Here is a 20,465-nt window from a genome sequence, read left to right on the forward strand (position 1 = left end):
TTCCATTTAAACTGCGTTTTTAGCACCACCTACAAATAGTTTCACCATGTAATCACAGCAGTCCTGGATATTAATTTTCTTTTTAATGGTCATCTGGGTTAAGATTTCTACAGCCGTTCCTACCATAGTCCAGGCTAAATATCGGGTATTACTGGTTGCAGGAAAAAGTCCTTCTTTTATCATCCCTTTTAAGTCTTTTTCCAGTTCAAAATAAATGCCTGTCATCTGGTTTCCTTCATAAATGGCTGAGCGAATCGGAAACAAATTTTTTGAAATAAAATTAAGAATAATCGGATTTCGGTCAAAATAATGCAGAAAAGAATAATAAGTATCGTAAACGAAGTCATCGGCTGTTTTAGCCTGAATCCTTGCAATTCGAATTTCCTGGCGAATGTTCAGGAGAAGATAATCCAGAATTAAAATAAAAATAGGTGCTTTGTCCTCAAAATAATTATAAAAAGTCCCCGGAGAAAGACCACTTTCTCTAACAATATCACGGATATTCGCAGCATCATATCCAATGTCAGAAAAAACTACTAAAGCCGAATAGATTATATGTTCCCTGGTTTTGTCTTTTTTGGGTCTTCTATCTTCATCGGGATTGTAATCTTCCGAGTTCTTTTGTTTAATGAGCTTATCTATATCCAGCCTGATATTCCGAAAAGAGGTCTTCATAATGGCATTCTTCCAAAAGCATGAGATTTCTCAATCTCTTTTATTTACACAAGCATGGTTATTACTATTTACTTAAAAATTTTATTCAGCAAATAGCTTCAATTAAAAGCAAGCAAGTCTTTTTGTTTCCCTAAAAAATGAGAACTTACAAAAAAAAGAAGGGAATTATAAGGTTTGCAATTCTGAAATAGGAAAAAAAAATGGGAAAAGGAAAATTAAATTTCTAAGCCAAAGAGAGGAAGATTATTAGATGAGAAATACAGTAAAAACTCTTGTTGTTTTAGCTCTATCAGTGAGCCTTTTAACCAATTGCGAAACTTTATCCAAGTATAAAGGAACTATCGGCGGGGGACTAGTTGGTTGTCTGGTTGGTCTCGGTCTGGGTGCTGCTTATGATGATGCTATGAACAAAAAAGCATCAAAGAAAAAAAGCGATCCAAAAACAATGGTTAGCGAGTGGTTTAAAAAGAAAAAAAGCAGCAACAAGGGAAAAATCGTAGGTCTTGCAGCCGGTTGTGCTACAGGCCTTGGAATTGGTTTCTACTTAGACACTATGGCTGATGACATGGAATCTCGTCTGAAAGAAGACGGAATCACCATGGAAAGAATCAAAGATGCTAACGGAGAAACTAAAGAAATTTATCTGAATATGGGTGAAAATGCTATTGAGTTCCAATCTGATAAAGCTGATTACAAAGACGCTGCAGGTTCTAATAGAATCGTTCAACGTTTAGCTGAAGCTTTCAAAGCCTATCCGGATACTCAAATTAAAATCAGCGGACACGTAAGTGCTGCTAAAAAAGATGCTGCAAACACTAAACTCAGCCAACAAAGAGCTGATGCAGTGAAGAATGGTTTAATAAACAACGGTATGTCTTCCGGACAGGTGTTCGAAAGTGTTGGAAAATCCAATGAAGCACCTCTTCCTGGAACAAAAACTACCGATGCAAGAAACAGAAGGGTAGACATTAGAATCATCCCTAAACAGTAATTTCTTTAAAATTCTACTTACTCAGAAACCGCAGAAATTTCTGCGGTTTTTTTATTTTAAATGATAGAAAAAGCCCATCTTGTACTTATTTTCTGTTTTTCTATTATAGTCGCAAGCTGTTCCTTTAAGGAACAAATCAATACAGTTAATAAAAATACAAACTCAGATATAGAATGTAAAAGTTTATTAGAATTATCTGAAGAAACTTTACTTCTTAAAAATACAAATGATAATAAAAAACGAAAACAAGTAGAATTAGAATTTCAGAATATTCGTAAAAAGGTAGAAACTGATAAGTTAGTTGGCCTCGGTTCTTATTGTGCTACAATCTTAGGAAAAGTGAATTACTTTTCTATGATGAAAGAAGACCTTAAAGAATTTGCAAAACATCAGCAAATACAAACACAAGAAATAAAAAATCAAAACAAAACCGAAAGGCTTATCTTAAGTCAAAAAATCCCCTTTCCTCAGGATAGATTTAATTTATCGACAGAATCCGAAGAGCTTTTAAAACCAATTCTTACAATTCTGTCGAAATACCCTGAAATACATATCAAGATCATCGCTCACTCTTCAGAAAGAAGAATCAGTCAATTTGATATCTGGCTAACAGATAAAAGAGCAAATAGTATAAAAAAGAGTTTATTAAAACAAGAGAATATACAAGACAGGATTCAAATGGTTAGCGGTTTCTCCTGCTTTCAACCCTTACCGGGTTTAAAAAAGGGCGACCCCGAAAACGAAAGGATTGAATTTATCCTGTTTCTACCCTGAAAAATTATGTTGATAGTAATTCTTAGAGTCTATTTAAAAATATCCTAATGTAGGTGGGAAGGTTGCTGAGTAAAACCACCGAAACGGGTTCAGCATGAATATTTCAATTTATCTCCGTAATAAATTATCAATAGAGGTTATATAAAGTATTTGCAATAATTCAATCTTTAAAATATACTTATAAAATCTTAAGGTAAAGAAGATGAAAGACACGAAAAAATTTTTTACAATTTTTGCCCTCAAATGTGATAGTTATATAGATGCAATCGTAGTTCCCCTCGGAATCGGTTTTGTAATTATAGGGGGAGACTACACAATAACCCAATCTCTCTGGTTAATCGCGAGTGCCACATTCTTTGCCTTACTTATATCTGTCATATTCAATATTATTCGATTTCGTATGCTGGAAACAATTAATAAAAATCTAAATTCAGAGGGTGAAAAACTCTATAAGCTCAAACTTCAAATATTAAATTTTCCACGAAAAGAAGTTTGGCTAAATACGATAAGGTGGACCTGCGGACTCACTATAGTTTATCTTTTTTTAATTACTTTTGCAGATCTTTCAACATTCCAGAGACTTGCCTTTTTACCCAATTACCTGTTATTATTGCCCGTAACAAATTGTATTATCTATTTTACAGTTGAAAACCTGATGTCCTTTTACCTGAAAGATGAACGAATTGCTGCTATACAAATTAGGACTGAAGATTATAAAGAATTTCCCCTATATCAACGTACACTTTACTCCATAATATCAATTATTTTAATTCCTATCATTATTCTTGGGTTTCTATTTTATACGACAGCAAAGGGAGGTATTGTAGTTCATCAAAATCCCGGAATTTCAATTTCCGCAGTTCTGTTAATGTCAACTGTAACTATAGGAATCTTAGTTAAAGAACTATTTGAAAATATCAATAATGGCTTACGGCAACTTTCTAAAGCCATGAATTCTTTAAAAAAAGGAGACCTTATCTTTTCCAACCTGCCCCTATTAGGAAAAAGTGAAATTGGAACTATGACTCTTAATCTTTCCGATTTTAAGGAGTCCTTACAGGAAACAATTAAAACTATTCAGACCATGTCAGACGAATTAAGTATTTCATCCAGAGATATGGCCGGTACAGCTGACTCCATATCCTCTCAAAGTCAGGAAATAGCCAGTTCCGTAAAAGAAATAACCGAACAATTAGAAAATATTTCATTAAGCAACAATAAAATATATGATATAAATGCCTATCAGCATAACAGAACGAAAATTCTCATCGAAAACTTCAATAAGCTAAACCAGATTGTAAATCAGGAAGAAGAAGAAATGGAAAAGGCTGTAGAAGCAAACAAAATATTGGATAATAGTGTTATAGCTGTACAGAAGAAAATAAAAGAAACCATTGAATGGATGCAAGAAGCTGTTAAAGATGCTGATGTAATGTTAGATCACACAAGACTGATAAATGATATATCCGAAAGGACGAATCTTTTAAGTCTCAATGCCAGTATTGAAGCTGCCAGGGCTGGAGAGTTCGGAAAGGGCTTTTCTGTTGTAGCCGATGAAATAGGAAAATTGGCTGATCAATCCACTGAAAATGTAAAGACCATATTAACCATTGTGAAGAAAACTAATAAAAGTATGAATGAATCCTTCAAGTCCTTAAATCTCGGTATAAATAATATTGAAAACATCTTTACAGGTCTTTCTACTTTTGGAGAATCCGTGAAACAGGTGGCCAAATTAACAACTGAAAATTTCACAACCAACGCAGAACTTCAGAAAGATTCGGTACATTTTCTTCAAAGAGCTAATGATATTATGTACTCAATGGAAGAGCAGAAAAAGTCAGTAAATGAAATCTCCGATTCTGTTGGAGTAATTAATAATTCAGCCCGACGTTTTTCCGACAATAGCAAGGATTTAATCAGTATATCAGAATCAATTGCTGAATCTGCGGTGAAGTTAAATCATGCAATTAGATTTTTTAAACTATAAATTCACCATTGCTTGAGCGACCCTTCGAAGGGTCGCTTGCAATTCCGAGTTTTTGGAAGGGATACTAATTTTACATATCTTACTGTAAAACAGAAGACAAATCTTTCTTGGGTAGAGTGACCGTAACAAGAGTTCCGCGAGGGTCATTCTTTTCTACTGAGATACTTCCCCCATTTTTCTCTATAAACTCTTTTGAAAGAATCAAGCCCAGCCCTGTTCCGGTCTCCCCGGCAGTTCCCTTGGAGCGGATCGCCTTATCGATCATAAAAAGATTCTCTCTCTCTTCCTGATTCATTCCGATACCGGTGTCACCTATCTGAATCTTTAAAAAATCCCCTTCGTCACTTTCTTTCAGTTCAATGATACCATCATACATGGAAAATTTAATCGCATTGGAAATTAAGTTTTCAAACACCATATTAATCATGTATCTATCACCGTATACAGTGGCTTCTCTGGATATATTGTTAATAACTTTTAAATTCTTATTTGTAATCTCTTTCTGATAGGGTTGCAAACTCTTATGGAGAATTCCCCCCATATTTAACTTGGTTATATTAATGTGTAGATTTTCGGTTTGAACTCTTGACCATTCTAAAAGGTTTCTTAAAAAGGCCATTGCATTGTTGGTTACTTCACTCAGGCTATTTGTAGCTGTCTGTATCGATTTCATGTCCTTGGCCAGAACGAAATCTTCTAAAAGCTTGGTTGCATTCATGATGGTAGCCAGTGGCTTTTTTAAGTCCTTGGCAATAATCGTAAAAAAACGATTTTTCTTATCATTCAAACTTTTCAATTCTCTCTGCAAGAAACTGTTTTCAAGATGAACCTTTACTCTCGAAATCACTTCGGCTTCTTCAAATGGCTTAGAAATATAATCAACTCCTCCAATTTCCAGCCCTTTTACTTTATTTGTAGTATCTGTCAGAGCACTTAAAAAGATAACAGGAATTTCTCTGGTTACAGGGTTTGACTTCAGCTTGGAGCATACCTGGTAACCATCCATATCCGGCATCATTATATCCAGAAGAATAATATCGGGTTTGTATTCTTCTATCATACTTAAGGCCGTTTTACCATCCATCGCTACCATTGTTTTATAGCCAAGGGGCTCAAATATTGTGACAAGTACAATAGCGTTATCCTGAACGTCATCGACAATAAATATAGTTGTTTGTTCTTTATCCATAATCCCCAGCTTTATCTATGTTAGAGTCCAGTATATGTTTGGATAAAAAATTCGTCAAGTAATAGTAAGAAATAGCCAAAACTACAAAAACAAAGACTTCTGAGTAAACAGGTATTTTTTATTTGATTATGTCCTTTTATGTCTAAAAAAAAAACCCGGCTTTTCCGAACTTCTTTATAAGGAGTCTAAAGCACAGGATGAATAAGCAAGCTAAAGTTGCAAACATAAGCCCGGAGAAACAGGCCTGGGAATTGTTTGAAGTCGGTTCTTATGAAGAAGTAATAGAATTCGCTTCCCGGTACCCGAATAACTCCCTTTTAAAACACCTTTCTGCAATAGCCATGTATGAAAATGGAGAAGGGAATGTCTCTGCCGGGGTTTTACAGGCAAACGAAGGTAAATCTGTTTTTTCTCCTCTTGCAAAAGCTTATATTCAATATCATCTCAATAATAAACTGGAAGCTGCTTCTCTTTTCAATGAGTACATCCAGACCCAGAATCGCCCCCTGTGCTTCAGTATTCTGAACTTTGGAGTAAAAGCTTCTTATGAAGCCAGGGCTTATGCCAACTGCCTCCAAACCCTCGAACTAAACCGTTCTGTGGCTTTAAGCGACTCCTTTATCCGGGAAAAACTAAACTGCTATTATTACTTAAAAAAATTTAAGGAATTCGTATATTTCTTTAAAACCAAATATAAGCTTATCGAAAAGGATTTTGACCTACAACTAAAGGCAGGTCTGGTTCTTCATAATCTGGGCAAATACAAAGAGTCTGAGCTGATTTTAAGCCGGGTTCCCGGAAAAGTTGAGCTTCCGAGTTTTGAAGAAAAGAAAAAAGACTTTGAACCGGTCATGAAAAAAATTAATGATTTGGAGAAAAGAGACGTTCTTTCTTTCGAAGAATGGAAAAACCTCGGTTTTGCTTACCTCTTCAACTCAGAATATGGCAAAGCAGAAGAAGCTTTTAAAAAAGCAGCTCTCGCTCTCCAGTAAGAAATTAAGCTATGATTTTACTCATAGCCTGCCGGGTAAAAGAATAATTACCTTACACATCTTTAAATTCTTTCGAGTCTCCGGATGAGATAAAAGCTTTACCGCATCTACTGTCGCAATAGAAAAATTTGTTTTTACCTCACCTGAAACCGAATTGGCAACCACAAAATACGGCTTATTTCCTACTCTTTTGTCTTCCATAGCGTGCATAGGGTCAATCTGGAATAGAGCCAGGCCCTGCTCTATTGCATAATCACGATTCACCAGATACTGAGAATAAATATCCAATCCATCATCTGTTTTAATTCGGGGGAAAAGTGAGGGTTTCGCTCCTTTTAGGTGCCGGGCATCCACAATTAATCCGGTGTATTTTACCGGATATTTGGCTTCCTGAAACACGGGAAAGTCCTCTGTACCCATTTCAAGGGCAACAAAATTCATAATTCCTCTTTTTCCGAGAATCGGAATATAAGAATCTACAGTTGCATAATTATTCTTATAGCTTACACTATAAAATCCTACGTCCTGGGTATGAATCTGATTAAAATTGATACGGAACTTTTCATCCGCGTGTAATTTATCTAAGATACTATATTTATCATCGAGTTGCAGGTTTTCAATAAGGCGATAAAGTTTTATTTTAACGTTTTCTCTCGCCTTATTCAAGCTTTTCGTTCTCGCTTCGGAAATATTAAAAGCAACTTCTTCTTTCCCAAAGTCCCTATCCCTGGTATTGATTACCACACGTGGCAATTTTTCCTCCACGGAAGCACTGACTTTCATATCTGACCAGTCCACACTGGCCTGAAAAAAATCCGTAACGGTGTAATGAGCTTTATCAAAAGCCAACAGAAAAAGACCAGGAAGCAATAAACAGATTAGAACGAAAATTCTTATAAGCATAGGTATATCCTCACTTATATTTCGGCAAGTTTTCAAACTCTTTTTTTAATTCTTTGAAAGAAAAGATCCGTTTTGCGGAAGGCAGGGCAGAAAGAATAGTTTTTCCGTAGAACTTTGTCTTAATCCGGGGATCCAGAATGGAAACGACCCCGGTATCGGTTTTTGAGCGAATCAAACGACCAAAACCCTGTTTGAGACTTAAAATAGCATGAGGAAGCTGAATCTCTTGAAAGGGGTTCCCATTTTCCTGCTTACGTAGTTCAATTCGGGCTTCCAAAACAGGTTCGCCGGGAGGTTGAAAGGGAAGACGGGTGATAATAACCGAGCGAAGCTTATCCCCCTTTACATCAATGCCCTGCCAGAAAGTAGAAACTCCAAAAAGCACACTGTTCGGAGTATCCAAAAAGGCTTCTTTAGCTTTCTTGGGTCCGAGTTCTAACTGGGAAAAAACCGGGTATTCCAGCTCATCTACAATTCCTTCGTAGACGTTTCTAAGAGAGCTATTCGAAGTAAACAAAACAAAGGCATTCCCCCCGCTGAGCTTCAGGAGCATAGGAATGAGCTTTTTTAAATCCTCATGGTATTCTTCACTCTCCTTACCCGGATCGTGCAGATTTTTCGGAATATACAGAAGAGCATTTTCCGGATAGGGAAACGGAGATTCGAGGATAAGGCTTTCAAAATCCTGAAAACCCACACTGGAACAAAAGAAATTAAAATTCCCTGCACCCGAACTCAGGGTTGCCGAGGTAAAAATAATGGAACTCATCCTCGGAAAAAACTCTTTTTGGATAAAATCTTTCGGACTGATTAAGCCGGTACAGAGGCTATAAAAATTATTCTTATCCTGAGAAGAAGGAGGTTCCAGCCAGAATACATAATTCGGGTTTTCCATCATTCGGAAGTTGAAAATCAGAGAATGGAGTTCCGTAAACCGCTTGATACACATATCCAGACCCAATATCACTTCCTGCTCTTCCAGAATCTGTGTGTTTGCATCATAAGAATCAAGGGTGTTCTGCAAAACTTTCACAAAGTTTTCGAGAGAAAGTTCCAGCTCTCCTCCATCCAGAACGGGTTTCTCTTTGATGCGACTGGCATTATACAGAAAAGGAAATTCCACTTTCAACTTCTGGTAAAATTGTCCGACCTTATCCGAGGTTTCTTCCAGAAGACGCAAAATTTTGTCTCTCAGGGCTTCCGAAAAGAGCTTATAGGCAAGAGAAGCTTTTTTATCTTTACCACTGATATACTGAAACAGGCGGGTAAAATCACTGTAGGAGGCTTTCCCGGCAAAAGCTTTCCCGGCTACCTCCGGAAAAGAATGGGCCTCATCGATAATGATGTATGAAAATTCGGGTAAAAGCTTAAAGTTACCGGCAATGTGACTGGATAATAAATAATGATTCACAACGAGGATATTCGCCTTTTTCCATTTTTCTTTCTCTAAAAAGTAATAGGAATGAGGAAAATTCGGACACTTCCGGCCGAGACAATTCTCCGGGTCGCGTGTAACCTTTCCCCAGAATTCTTCCGAGGCGAAACCATTGTATTCCCAGCGAATACCCGTCTCCGTCCTGTCTTCCCAGTCATAGAACTCTCTGAGATGATTTTCCATCTCGATTCCGAAATTTCCATTCGAAGTAACCTGCTCATAACGACGCTTGCAGAGGTAATTATTGGATCCGAGGGCTAACTCTGCCTGAACGGGTTGGTTAAGAATTTTAGAAAGAAGGGGAATATCCTTGTTTAAAATCTGTTGTTGCAGAGCCCTCGTTTCGGTAGAAATGACAACCGGCACCCCTTCTTTCAAGGAAAACAATAGAGCCGGGACAAGATAAGCCAGAGACTTTCCCACACCGGTCCCGGCTTCGACCAGGAGATGTTTGGAAGTCCGCAAACACTCATCCACTTTCTTTGCCATTTCTACCTGTTCGGGCCTTGTTTCATAGTCCTTCCAGGACTTCATAAACTCACCCGAAAAAATGGTTTCTATTTTATCAGTATTTACGTCCAAAATTTTTACCTTCGAGACAGAGAAATCTGCATAAACAGGCTGGCAAGTAAAATAGAAGATTTCTCTGAAAAGTCGAACGGATTAGCGACTATATACCTCGATTAGAGTATTCGAATTTGTCTTGGAATAGGATTGCAAACCCAAAGAATCATAGTGATAAATATAATAAGAATCCTGAATAATTCGACCGGCATCATCATAGACCCAGTAATAACTTGTTTTTAGCTTATTATCCCAGGTCACCGAATTGGTTGTAGTTTTCAGGGTATTGGTTTCTATCATATTCAAAAGCTGGTAAGGGTTCCTTGAATTAAAGTTAAGCGTATAATCCCAGGTCTGTTTGTCATTATCAGCTGAAGCCTGGGAATAAGATGTGGTAGAAGTTATTGTATCCCCGATAGACTTACAATACCCCCTGGTCTGAAATAACTTGGGATATAATACCGTATTAGAATCAGAAGTAGAGCCCTGAGCATTACAGCTCAAAACCGAGCTGGCTTTGGTAAGCTTTCCTGCACTCGTATTCAATGTATAAACCCTTGAACCTATCACTTTATCTGTAATACTTAAAGTTCTTGTATAGGGAAGGCTTGCTGATGATTGTGTACTCTGAACATAATATCCACTTGTAGTTGCTGTTATAGTATCCCCTGAATAAGCAAAATTCACTGTCACTACCGGATTCGCACTCAATGTATTCGAAAATAGCTTGGAGTAATCCCGAGAACCATCCGCATTAAAAGTTACAGATATATCAGAATTAACATATATTTTAATATCTGTTAATAAACCATTCGAATAAGTATATTCTTTCTTTTGTACGTAGCCTGGACCCTGTGCCTGGGTTCCATTACAGGTAAAGGTAAAATTTTCAATAACCTTATTGGCTGTTGAATAATCATAAGTCGTAGTTTCAACCACATCAACAATGGTTGGTGAAGAATTACTCGTAGGATTCGAGGGACAACCCGTCACCGGGTTTGACTGACCCGAATTGCTAACATAAGGACTATAACTGGTGCCTCCCAGTATTACCTTTGAAGCGGTTCTTGTTTTTTTCTCCCATCTACCGGCTGTATCATAGCTCCATTGCGAAACCACCGTAGTGCTGGTATTATTATGAGTTGTGGAAGGAACTACTCCAAAACCAAGTCCTTTTTCATCGCTTTTTAATTCGGTAGAAGAAAGACCGGCAAGGGTTTCATAAGCAAAAGTAGCCATAGCTAACAAAGCTTCATTGGCAAAAGATTGTTCTTCGATAAAACTTGTAGCGGTAGTAACCGATTGAAGGGGCCGACAAACCGCAGCCTGCCAGGGACTGTTCCCGGTACTCGGACCGGCTGTCTGAATCATTTGAGCAATAAATAACTCGGAAGAAGTATTGGGCTTTCCGCAAACTGAAGATGGAGGTGTATTAGCAACTATCACCGCTGCAGCTAATACAAGTTTTTCCTTCTCTTCTTTGTCCTTATCTTTCCTTCCGTGATAATGATTACAGTTCACAAATAAAGCCAGAGATACAATTATTCCAAAAACCTTTTTCATCGGTTTACTCCCTTAATATATATTCTATTTCTTACTCTTTCAAGACAGCCAGATTCACTTTTGCATCGAGACTTTGAAGTGCATCCTGTTTATCAATTATATACTGTTTTGCTAATAATTCTCGCTTGAGTCTGTATTCAACTTCATAACTATAATCTTCATATCGAATAGCCAGATTTTTCTTTTTCACATCATATACCTGTATAACTAAAAAACCATTCTTGACGGGCATAGGTTCCGGAATCCAATCTCCTGTTTTGGCTGCATCCAGAGCCTGCAAATCGAGTAAATCCTGTTTATCCTCTTCACCCGGTTTCGCCGGATAAACTTTCTTCGGTTTTTCTAATGATAATTTATAGCTTTTTTTATACTTCTTAGCCTCTGCTTCAAAACTTTTTCCCTGCTTTAAAGCATTCACCAGACTCTCTGCATCTAACTTCTCAGCAAGGATAACACGACTGCATAGAATATATTCAAACCCTAAAAGACTATCCCGAATTTTATAAAAATACCTGTACAACTCGGATGGATGAAACTGTATAGGAATTGATTCTACCGGATAAATTCCCTTATCTACACGGGCGTATCTCGCACTATTATATAAGTCTGCAACAGCAGCTTCATCCATAAATTGAAAATCCTTTTCTTTTACATTTAGTCTGTCTTCATATTCCCGGTTGAGAAGAGAAGATAGGTATAAAAATAAAACTTCTTGAAACATTTCTTCCTGTTTTTTACCTCTATAATTTAGAAGTTCTTTAATTTCCTTATCTAAAAGATAAGCTGTAAACTCCTGTAAACTCACTTTACCATATTTGGTTTGAATAAAAAACAGGGAGCCGGGTTCGATCTTTTTCTTGGCAGAATAAATGTTGTGCAAAAAAGGAATCGGTTCTTTTGTAAAGCTTAGTTGAAAGTGATTTTGTAAGACCCGGACTTCCTCCATCCTTAGCTCTCGGTTCCATTTTTCTTTAAAATACTGAGACGCGGCTGTTTTGATTCGGGCTTTTTTTTCCAGCATCAAGAAATCGAGATAATTCCTGTCCTGATACATGCCGTATAAGACAGCAATTTTCCTTCTGGCCAATAAAATTTTTATTCGCTCTATAATTTTCTCATTCGATAAAGTAGGATAATACAGAGTTTTTATATAGATAAAAGTTCCTTTGCTTATATTCCCTTCCGTACTCTGTAAAACATAGCCACCTTTACAGCTATAGAGTAGAAAAACGAAAAGAGCAAGCAGAACTTTCATAAACTAAATTAGTATTTTTCAATATTTCATCTGGTAGATACTCGAAGAAGAACAGGTAGAAGCCACCCGGCACCTTCGTAAATCCATCACCGCTTTTTCATACGATAAGGCAATCCCGGCGATAGCACTATTCACGCTATACTTCATCATGTTCGCTCTGGTAGTGTTATCTGTATTCACCACCACATCGTGTCCACTACGTTTTCTTAGAGTATAGGTTAACCAGGCATTTTCCATTATGATTTCATCAAAACCATCCTGATACCTCTTTACCCTACTATTCGTGAATGCCTTTGCATCTTCTTCAAAGTTCTCAAAATTAAAGGCCGTGTTCGTAGCTCCATCTTTAAACGGATTCTTTTTCGCACAATTGGTACTGCTGTTACAGGGAATTCTTCTTCCGTAGGATTGATCGGCATAGGCTTCAAACTCCGAATGGTTATTGCCGAGAGTAGACCAGACGTGCATGGGCTGGTTTATATCTCCTATCCAGTGCATACCCACAGCTACTCCTCTCAAATCAAAGGGTGTTACCGTATAATACCTGCCAACTACAGCCGAAGTCTGTAGGCTATTCAAATTGCTACCGCTATGACTCGTCCCTCCTTCAAGAAAAACTTCGTTATAAAAAAAGGTAGCTGCATTGTCGGCAGGTTCATAAATAATCCAGTCCTGATCGGCATAGAGAGTATCTCCCTCTCCCGGAGAAGTATTAGGGATTCGATACTGCCAGCTTGTGCAGGCCCCGAAGGTAGTATCATAACAATGATACCAGCCCTCATCCGGACAGTTACCGCTTATCTTCATATCGCTATAACAATTATAATTGGAACCTATCCCTTCCGGAATTTTTTCTCCACCACTCCCCGGTGTTCCAACAGGTGTAGTAGATTTATTTTGCTTATAGCTCGTCGGAGGATTCGCCCAATCCACCACCGAATAAAAACCGCCCTCTCCGCTGCACTTGGTACAGGCCTGAATATCTATAGTCATCTGGGCATTATTAAAAGCAACAGCCACCCCATAATCCTTGCCGGTTCCCTGACTGAAGAAGGAGGAATAGTTCCAGCAGGCGTTGTACGAGTATCCATCATAATCATTATACACATTATATACCAGAGGCTGATTATCGGAACCGGTAGCATAATTACTATTTACAAGGTTGATAAAGTGAAAGGCAGAAGAAAAATTCAAATCTCCCATTTTTGTAAAATCCGGAGCAGTATATTTCCAACTACCCGAAGTTAAAAAACCTCCCGTGATTCCGCTACCGTGCCAGAAAGTATCCCGGAAATAATCAGGACCCACTCCCCCGGCACGGGCAATTCCCATAATCCCACATCCGACTCCGACAAACGGACCCTCCGCCGGAGACTTCAGAAGAGCAAAATCCTGTGGATCAAAACAGGACTTAGTCTTATCCCAGGGAGAAACCCTGACAGCAGGAGCTGAAATAGTAACCCGATTTTCCACACCGGCTGTTCCCACATCGATATTCCCATAAGGATCTCCAAATTTTGGTCCGGCAATATTTTTTGTAAAACCTCCTAGCGTATCGCTGTAATCCCCCTGATTTCCCAGACTATCCGTATATCGCCCCCCGGCACGGGCCTTGAGGTAATCGACAGCCCAGCTTTGCTGAATCGAACCATAGGATTCCATGTAGATAAGCGCATCTTCCGGCATATTCTGATGCGAATTGTCCACAAATGCAAACATCCCTATAGAAAGAGTGCATATCATAACCATTAGAATAGTAGTATATATTACTTTTTTAAACATCTTACTTACCTGCCTTTTTTAATGGTTTATCTGGTGTGATGCTTACGGGAACGCGGAATTCTCCCTCATTCAGCTCAGATAGATGAGTGCTTTCCCTCGAACCAAGCTTTACAATTCCGGAAAAACTTCCCTGTAACTCCACAAGAGATCCCTTACTGCTTACAGGAATTGTATTTAAATAGAAAACAAGTCCCTGCATTTCCTTACTCACAGAAACTCCCTTTCCTTTCCAAATTCTCTCTTCCCGGCTCAAACCTTTCCAGTCTTTGCTTTGTTCATCCGGGCGTAAAACAACAGCCGGATAAATAAGAAAACCTCCATCCGGAGAGTTAAAAAAAGCAGTCAGGCTGTTATATTCCGAAGAAAAATGGTTTTCCGAATGGGATAAACTTGCATTATAATTCACAGATATACTAAATTTAATCTTTTGCTCGGTATCAAGCAAATCAATAAATAGTTGGCTATTCCCTCTTCGGGTTTCCAGGACACATTGCACCCGGGAAGGGATATAGTATTCTTTTCCATCTAACTTAAACTTTAAAGCCCCCAAGGGTAATTGGGAAGGATGCGAGAAGACCTGTGAAAGAATACCCAGACTGCAAAATAGAATTAGAAATCGCTTCATGCTTTACTCCTTCCTCTTAATATTAAAAAAACCATTTGTCAGAGTAACGGTATTACCCGTTTCATTCACAGCCCGTAAGGTTCCGGTAAATGTACCTTTCATATACTCGTTGTATTTCCCTATAGAAGTGATTACCACAGAACCGGAAGAGCCGGATTCATTTTCACCGGCAATGTAGATCGTTCGATTACTATGATTGTAAAAAGATAGGATTAGATTATTCGTAGACCAGGTTCCCGTAGAACTGATTGCCGTCTGGTTCTTTGCCTGACTGCTTACCTTCAAGTTGAATACACCGTAGTTCGATGTGGCTTCTCCTTTTACTTCCACAAAATACCAGCCCGCTGTTAAACTCTGAGAAATCTTTGCATGTGTGGCGGGTGTGCCTCCACCGGAAGTCCAGGCTACCACTTCCGTTCCGGAACTATTTAAAAGACGCATCTTCGTATCCAAATTTTTTGCGTTATAGGCACCGGGGCTATCTTCAGTTTGTAAAATTATTGTATCGGTAGCAGATACATAAAAATGAAAAAGAAGCGAGTGGGAAGGTTCATAACCACCCGAAACGACACCTCCTCCTCCGGGGTCAGCCCCTCCCCCCGTTTTTCCTCGAATCACACTCTGACAGGCACGGCTATCGTTTAAGGACTCAAATAAAGCCCCCTTAGCCACATCTCCATCGATTAATACATAATTAGAATGCCTGTGGTAGTAAGAACTACAACCTGATTTATCCGAAACGACAATATTCGGAAGGCTTAGTTGAGATGTATCATCTGCATGAATATAAAAGGAAGAAGCAATATTCAAATCATTACTGTTTCTGGAAGTAAAGGTATGCCCCCATTTTTCTGTTAGAAACTTCTCATAAGTCTGTCGCGTATAATGATTAAATGTATAGGAAACACCATCTATCTTGACGTAGATACCTTCCGGATCCAGAGAAATAGAACCCAGATCCTTGCTTAAATTATTGCCCACACTAAACGTAGCCGAATAACAGGAAGTAGTATCTTCATAGCCTTCTACCGAACAGGATAGGGTATAGGCCTGATTATTTTCAAAAGCTCCGACAATTGTAAAATTACCGGAAGAATCAGTAACGGCAGTTCTTGCTGTTCCGTTTTGATCATTAACAGACACATTGACTCCCGCAACGATCAGGCTCGTATCCTGGGAGTTCACCACCTTTCCGCTCAAACATTCACTTCCATTTGCTCCCGTGCAGGCGACTTTCTGGATAAGGGTAACATTCAGCGTATTATCTCCGGCTACAAGAGCAGCTGTATCCACATTTTTCGTTTCACAACCCGGACTTCCTGTACTAGTAAAAGTAAGGGTATACGTTTTTCCTTTTTGAAAACTATTCCCGTATTCCGTGAGAATATTATCGATAGAATAAGTGCTGCCCGAACTAAAAGACTGACTTAAATCCACTCCACCGGCAGTTTTTATATCCTCTGAAGTATCTTTATCTTTCGCTTTCACCGTAACACTTCCGCAATCAGCAATATTTAAGGTTCCGGTAATCTTTCCACTAATATACAATTCATAAGGATTTTGAGCCAGGCTATTGGCACCGGTACCGGAGATAGCCACTTTAGGGCCGGCTGAAGTATAACCCGTTTTCGAGATAGAAACAGTATAGTCTTTTCCTAATAAAAAATAATTACTACTCATGGTATATACCCCGGAACTCTCTACCGCATTTACTGTCGCATTTTTAGAATCTACTGAAGATACACTAGCACCGGATAAAGAAAACCCTGTGTGATCATCTAAAAGAGAAAGAGAAATACTTCCATAAGAACGGGTCAAAATAATATCACCCGCCGTGTTACTTGTAGATGTAATACTTACCGAGGTACTTGAATCGGAGATATAATTTGTTTTACTCACTGAAATTGTATAAGAACTTCCTAAACTGAGTTTGGAACTCTGTAGACTGAAGTAACCATTAGAATCCGAAAGAGCTGTTACCGGACTCGAACCACTTACAGTAATTGAAATGCTGACCGCACTTAAAGGTGTATTATCGTAGCCATCATACACCCTGCCCGTAATTTTATATTCAGTGCCTCCTTTTGCCAGCTCTATGGTACTCGCTTCAGAAGAAGTATATAGAGTAATATCCCCCAAATCGACTCTTAAGTTGGCTAATTCAAAAAAAACCGAACGGCTCGTTCCGGCATAGCCTTCTTTCGTAAACCCGGCTGTAAAACCTTCGCTTCTACTTACACCCGGTATCTGAAGTGTAAAGGTTCCATCTGAACCTGTTATCGCTGTATTTACCCTTCCTTTTGCATCGAGGCTTACCTGCACATCAGAAATGGGATTCGAGTCCATACCTATCAAACGACCTGTCACGACCCCGAAACTTTGCTGATTGGCTGAAGCAGCAACTCCAAGAGCTAATATAGGAAGAAACACTTTTTTCTTTTTTTTCGTGCAGGAAGAAGCTATAAAAAAAATAAGCAATATCCCGGCAATAAATTGAAGCGGCTTCAATGTCATGTAGTTACCCCGAATAGATTCAACCATGATTCAAGAAAAAAGGAAAAATTGTAAAGGAATAATATTTTTTAAAACTGTTATTTTAAGGAAAGAGAAGTTTTAAAACTGCTTTTTGAAGACGATTCGAACCTTCTCTCCAATTGGCTGCCCATTCATTACTTCCGTTTTCACTCACAAGGTTTGTAATGGTATAGCAGGCTGTAAAAGGCACCGAAAACTTATAAGCAACAAAAGCCAGACCGAAGGCTTCCATATTTTCCACTTCTACATCATACAAATAATCGATACATTCTTCCAGTTCCAGATCGGTGACCGTGATATAATTTGTGGAATTCGTAGAAGCTTTTCTAAAATGCCTGAGTAAGGGACCCAGAGAATCATCTTTCTTCGTAATGATGTTTCTCCCTAATTTATGCGGAACTTTCACCAGGCCTTTCATTTCCGCAATCTCCCGGTAAACAAATGCGTTAGAATAAACCAGTTCACCGGTTCGAATCTGGGAGTGAGGATAAGCACCGGCAGAGCCTACAAACAGCACCGAGTTTATCTTGCGATTCCGAAGTAAATTGTACTGTAAATTGAAGGTTGATTCATAGGAGCCTATACCGGTTTTAACAACATTCAGGGAAGGAAACTTGCTGAGAATATCTAATTCTCCTTCAAAAGCCCCGCAAATCAGGAGTGAGCTTAGATCGATCATGCCCTCTCCGGATCCCAGAGACCCTTCTCTTCCCTTTTATCTTTGACTAGTTTATAGTAGGCCTCTTGTTTCATCCATTCCCAGCATCAGGTTTATATTTTGCAAGGCCTGTCCCGCAGCCCCTTTCACCAGGTTATCAAGGGCTGAAACGATTACGAGAACTTTGCCTTTAAGCTGAAATGAGAAATCAAGATAGTTTGTATTCTGAATATTTGCAAGCTGAATATCTTCAGGTCTTTTATAGTAACGGACAAATTTTTCGTTCATAAGCTTTGAATAAGCTCTGTGAACTTCTTCTTCCGAAACCTCTTTAGAAAAGTAAACAACAATTGTACTCAAAATTCCCCGATAGACAGGAAGTAAATGCGGTGTAAAGACAATTTCCGGTAAATCTGCCTTCAAGCCAAACTGTGCATATTCCTGAATTTCCGGTGTATGTTGATGTGATAAGATTTTGTACGCTCGAAAATTCTCATAAACTGAATTAAAACTAAAACCGGCATCTTCTACCCTGCCCCCGGCACCACTTACACCCGACTTTGCATCGATAGAAATAAATTGGATCGCTTCTCGCAAATGGGAAAGGCCAAAAAGAGGTAAAATTGCGGAAGTAGAATAACAACCCGGATTGGATACAAAATCTGCATTCTTTATTTTATCCCGAAAAATTTCCGGTAAACCAAAAACTACCTTTTCCATCAGGGAAAAAGCCGAATGCTTCATCTTATAAAAGGTTTCGAATTTTTCTTTATCATGCAGGCGAAAAACTCCCGAAAGATCAATTAACTTATGTCCCTTTTGTAGATAAGTTTCTGTCAAATCCATAGAAGCCTGGTTAGGAACTGCCAGCACAACAAGAGAATCTTTTGGAATTTCAGCCGTATGGTCTTCAAATACCAGATCCTTTTTCACTCTTAGACCCGGAAAAACCTCTGATATCTTCTTTCCTTTTACTTTATCACTACTAATATGGTCCAGCTCAACTCCCTCATGGAAATTGAGTAAATAGATTAATTCTTTACCGGTTAGGCCGGCTCCACCGATTATTGTTATCTTTTTCATAAAAAAAATGCCGGGTTATAACCCGGCCTCAATAGTTTCTAAAAAGAAAGCCAAAATTAATTATCTTCTTCCTGCTCTTTCGCAGCAGGTGGTTCACCTTCTACCGGAAGCTCATACAGGTAACGTATCTGTTTTTCAATTTTATCGGCGATTTCCGGATTTTCAAGCAAGAAAGTTTTCACCGATTCCTTTCCCTGACCGATTCTTTCCGAATTATACGAATACCAGGAACCTGCTTTGGCCATTATATCATTTTTCACAGCCAGATCAATCAAAGAGCTTTCCCGGTTTATACCATTATTAAAAATTATATCAAACTCAGCCTGCCGAAAAGGGGGAGCTACTTTATTTTTAACAACTTTCACCCGTACCCTATTTCCTATAGACTCTTCTTTCTCTTTAATAGTTTCTATACGACGAATGTCAAGTCGAACACTGGAATAAAATTTTAGAGCATTCCCACCGGTAGTAGTTTCCGGTGAGCCAAACATCACCCCGATTTTCATCCGGATCTGGTTGATAAAAACCAGTGTCGTATGGGTTTTAGAAATACTTCCGGTCAGTTTACGAAGTGCCTGGGACATAAGTCTGGCCTGAAGTCCCATGTGGGAATCTCCCATTTCTCCTTCAATTTCCGCCCTCGGAACTAAAGCAGCTACCGAGTCAATCACAATTATGTCAATGGCATTACTTCTCACCAGAGATTCGCAAATTTCGAGAGCTTCTTCTCCATTATCCGGCTGAGAAACCAGAAGGTCATCTATATTTACACCCAATTTTTTTGCATACGAGGGATCCAGTGCATGTTCAGCATCGATAAAAGCGGCAATCCCTCCCTTTCTCTGGGCCTGGGCAACTGCAGAAAGCATAAGAGTTGTCTTTCCGGATGATTCCGGTCCGAAAATTTCTACAATTCTCCCCCTGGGTAAACCTCCGATTCCGAGGGCAATATCTAAATCCAGAGACCCGGTAGGAATAGCGGGTATTCTCTGGGCAACATTATCTCCCAGTCTCATGATGGAACCTTTTCCAAACTGCTTTTCGATTTGCCCCATGGCGTTTTCAATTGCCTGTAATTTTTCGTTATTTTTAGGGCTGGCTTTCTCTTCCTTGGCCTTTTTCATGTAACAACTCCTGCGTTAGTATCTATATATATAAGGTTTCAAAATGTAAAGAATGATTAAAAAAAATTCCTTTAAAGTGGACTTTTTGGATACTTATTATAACTTTTTTCCGGACAAAATAGAATAGGAAAATCACAAAAATACAATAATATTTTTGCTACTATTTTGTATAGTCTTTTTTAATCAATTAAGGAGTCTTTGGGTCTCTTATCCTGAATATCCCTTTTATCATCGAATTCGGGAAAGAAGTCAAAAAATAATTTTCTCGGAACAACCCGGTAATGAGAGGGATTATGAAAAAAATAGGTCTGGGTAAATTCTACTGTA

17 protein-coding genes (1 of these 17 only partly in view) are annotated in these 20,465 nt (G+C 38.6%); 4 read left to right on the plus strand and 13 right to left on the minus strand.

Annotated features, from left to right (window positions below):
* Nucleotides 1–6: 6 nt before the first annotated feature.
* A complete protein-coding gene (locus tag H7A25_17965) occupies nt 7–675 on the minus strand; it encodes a TetR/AcrR family transcriptional regulator (GenBank protein ID MCP5501795.1) in 669 nt (222 codons plus the stop codon).
* 250 nt (nt 676–925) lie between these two features.
* On the opposite strand from H7A25_17965, the gene H7A25_17970 reads away from it, so the two are divergent.
* From H7A25_17970 to H7A25_17980, 3 genes are all read left to right on the plus strand, one after another.
* Nucleotides 926–1,666 carry an OmpA family protein gene (locus H7A25_17970; GenBank protein MCP5501796.1) on the plus strand — a complete coding sequence of 247 codons (741 nt, stop codon included), beginning with the start codon at nt 926–928 and terminating at the stop codon, nt 1,664–1,666.
* A gap of 60 nt (nt 1,667–1,726) precedes the next feature.
* A complete protein-coding gene (locus H7A25_17975) occupies nt 1,727–2,440 on the plus strand; it encodes an OmpA family protein (GenBank protein ID MCP5501797.1) in 714 nt (237 codons plus the stop codon).
* 202 nt (nt 2,441–2,642) lie between these two features.
* Nucleotides 2,643–4,430: a methyl-accepting chemotaxis protein gene (locus H7A25_17980; protein ID MCP5501798.1), complete on the plus strand. Its 1,788-nt coding sequence runs from the start codon at nt 2,643–2,645 to the stop codon at nt 4,428–4,430.
* A 79-nt stretch (nt 4,431–4,509) separates the two neighbouring features.
* Here the strand turns inward: H7A25_17980 and H7A25_17985 are convergent, their stop codons facing one another.
* A complete protein-coding gene (locus H7A25_17985; protein MCP5501799.1) occupies nt 4,510–5,619 on the minus strand; it encodes a hybrid sensor histidine kinase/response regulator in 1,110 nt (369 codons plus the stop codon).
* A 197-nt stretch (nt 5,620–5,816) separates the two neighbouring features.
* On the opposite strand from H7A25_17985, the gene H7A25_17990 reads away from it, so the two are divergent.
* The gene (locus H7A25_17990; protein MCP5501800.1) at nt 5,817–6,611 is read left to right on the plus strand and encodes a hypothetical protein; all 795 of its coding nucleotides are present in this window, start codon (nt 5,817–5,819) and stop codon (nt 6,609–6,611) included.
* A gap of 21 nt (nt 6,612–6,632) precedes the next feature.
* Here H7A25_17990 and H7A25_17995 read toward each other — a convergent pair whose 3' ends face one another.
* The 11 genes from H7A25_17995 to H7A25_18045 all read right to left on the minus strand — a co-directional run.
* Nucleotides 6,633–7,514: a hypothetical protein gene (locus tag H7A25_17995; GenBank protein MCP5501801.1), complete on the minus strand. Its 882-nt coding sequence runs from the start codon at nt 7,512–7,514 to the stop codon at nt 6,633–6,635.
* A gap of 10 nt (nt 7,515–7,524) precedes the next feature.
* On the minus strand, nt 7,525–9,531 hold the full coding sequence (locus H7A25_18000) for a DEAD/DEAH box helicase (protein ID MCP5501802.1): 2,007 nt from the start codon (nt 9,529–9,531) through the stop codon (nt 7,525–7,527).
* Between the two features lie 81 nt (nt 9,532–9,612).
* Entirely contained in the window at nt 9,613–11,076 is a 1,464-nt protein-coding gene (locus tag H7A25_18005) for a hypothetical protein (protein MCP5501803.1), read from the minus strand.
* Between the two features lie 31 nt (nt 11,077–11,107).
* Entirely contained in the window at nt 11,108–12,331 is a 1,224-nt protein-coding gene (locus tag H7A25_18010; protein MCP5501804.1) for a hypothetical protein, read from the minus strand.
* Between the two features lie 18 nt (nt 12,332–12,349).
* Nucleotides 12,350–14,113 (minus strand): hypothetical protein, encoded by a 1,764-nt coding sequence (locus H7A25_18015; protein ID MCP5501805.1) that lies wholly within the window; start codon nt 14,111–14,113, stop codon nt 12,350–12,352.
* Between the two features lies 1 nt (nt 14,114).
* On the minus strand, nt 14,115–14,738 hold the full coding sequence (locus H7A25_18020; GenBank protein ID MCP5501806.1) for a hypothetical protein: 624 nt from the start codon (nt 14,736–14,738) through the stop codon (nt 14,115–14,117).
* 3 nt (nt 14,739–14,741) lie between these two features.
* Nucleotides 14,742–17,252: a carboxypeptidase regulatory-like domain-containing protein gene (locus tag H7A25_18025; protein MCP5501807.1), complete on the minus strand. Its 2,511-nt coding sequence runs from the start codon at nt 17,250–17,252 to the stop codon at nt 14,742–14,744.
* Nucleotides 17,253–17,334: 82 nt separating this feature from the next.
* The gene (locus H7A25_18030; GenBank protein ID MCP5501808.1) at nt 17,335–17,952 is read right to left on the minus strand and encodes a hypothetical protein; all 618 of its coding nucleotides are present in this window, start codon (nt 17,950–17,952) and stop codon (nt 17,335–17,337) included.
* A gap of 51 nt (nt 17,953–18,003) precedes the next feature.
* Entirely contained in the window at nt 18,004–19,014 is a 1,011-nt protein-coding gene (locus tag H7A25_18035) for an N-acetyl-gamma-glutamyl-phosphate reductase (protein MCP5501809.1), read from the minus strand.
* 56 nt (nt 19,015–19,070) lie between these two features.
* Nucleotides 19,071–20,138 (minus strand): recombinase RecA, encoded by a 1,068-nt coding sequence (recA, locus tag H7A25_18040; protein MCP5501810.1) that lies wholly within the window; start codon nt 20,136–20,138, stop codon nt 19,071–19,073.
* Nucleotides 20,139–20,317: 179 nt separating this feature from the next.
* On the minus strand, nt 20,318–20,465 hold the end of the coding sequence (locus tag H7A25_18045; protein MCP5501811.1) for a hypothetical protein. 629 nt of this gene lie beyond the right edge of the window; only the last 148 of its 777 coding nucleotides appear in the window; its start codon lies off the right edge, out of view — the gene reads right to left on this strand; it ends in the stop codon at nt 20,318–20,320.

Source organism: Leptospiraceae bacterium (genome assembly GCA_024233835.1).
Lineage (GTDB): Bacteria > Spirochaetota > Leptospiria > Leptospirales > Leptospiraceae > JACKPC01.

Excerpts from the sequence above, each read along its gene's own strand:
- H7A25_17970 (MCP5501796.1), top strand. The coding sequence starts at position 926 with ATGAGAAATACAGTAAAAACTCTTGTTGTTTTAGCTCTATCAGTGAGC.
- H7A25_18020 (MCP5501806.1), bottom strand. The coding sequence starts at position 14,738 with ATGAAGCGATTTCTAATTCTATTTTGCAGTCTGGGTATTCTTTCACAG.
- H7A25_18035 (MCP5501809.1), bottom strand. The coding sequence starts at position 19,014 with ATGAAAAAGATAACAATAATCGGTGGAGCCGGCCTAACCGGTAAAGAA.
- H7A25_17985 (MCP5501799.1), bottom strand. The coding sequence starts at position 5,619 with ATGGATAAAGAACAAACAACTATATTTATTGTCGATGACGTTCAGGAT.
- H7A25_17990 (MCP5501800.1), top strand. The coding sequence starts at position 5,817 with ATGAATAAGCAAGCTAAAGTTGCAAACATAAGCCCGGAGAAACAGGCC.
- H7A25_18010 (MCP5501804.1), bottom strand. The coding sequence starts at position 12,331 with ATGAAAGTTCTGCTTGCTCTTTTCGTTTTTCTACTCTATAGCTGTAAA.
- recA (MCP5501810.1), bottom strand. The coding sequence starts at position 20,138 with ATGAAAAAGGCCAAGGAAGAGAAAGCCAGCCCTAAAAATAACGAAAAA.
- H7A25_17975 (MCP5501797.1), top strand. The coding sequence starts at position 1,727 with ATGATAGAAAAAGCCCATCTTGTACTTATTTTCTGTTTTTCTATTATA.
- H7A25_18030 (MCP5501808.1), bottom strand. The coding sequence starts at position 17,952 with ATGATCGATCTAAGCTCACTCCTGATTTGCGGGGCTTTTGAAGGAGAA.
- H7A25_17980 (MCP5501798.1), top strand. The coding sequence starts at position 2,643 with ATGAAAGACACGAAAAAATTTTTTACAATTTTTGCCCTCAAATGTGAT.
- H7A25_18025 (MCP5501807.1), bottom strand. The coding sequence starts at position 17,252 with ATGACATTGAAGCCGCTTCAATTTATTGCCGGGATATTGCTTATTTTT.
- H7A25_18005 (MCP5501803.1), bottom strand. The coding sequence starts at position 11,076 with ATGAAAAAGGTTTTTGGAATAATTGTATCTCTGGCTTTATTTGTGAAC.
- H7A25_17965 (MCP5501795.1), bottom strand. The coding sequence starts at position 675 with ATGAAGACCTCTTTTCGGAATATCAGGCTGGATATAGATAAGCTCATT.
- H7A25_18015 (MCP5501805.1), bottom strand. The coding sequence starts at position 14,113 with ATGTTTAAAAAAGTAATATATACTACTATTCTAATGGTTATGATATGC.
- H7A25_17995 (MCP5501801.1), bottom strand. The coding sequence starts at position 7,514 with ATGCTTATAAGAATTTTCGTTCTAATCTGTTTATTGCTTCCTGGTCTT.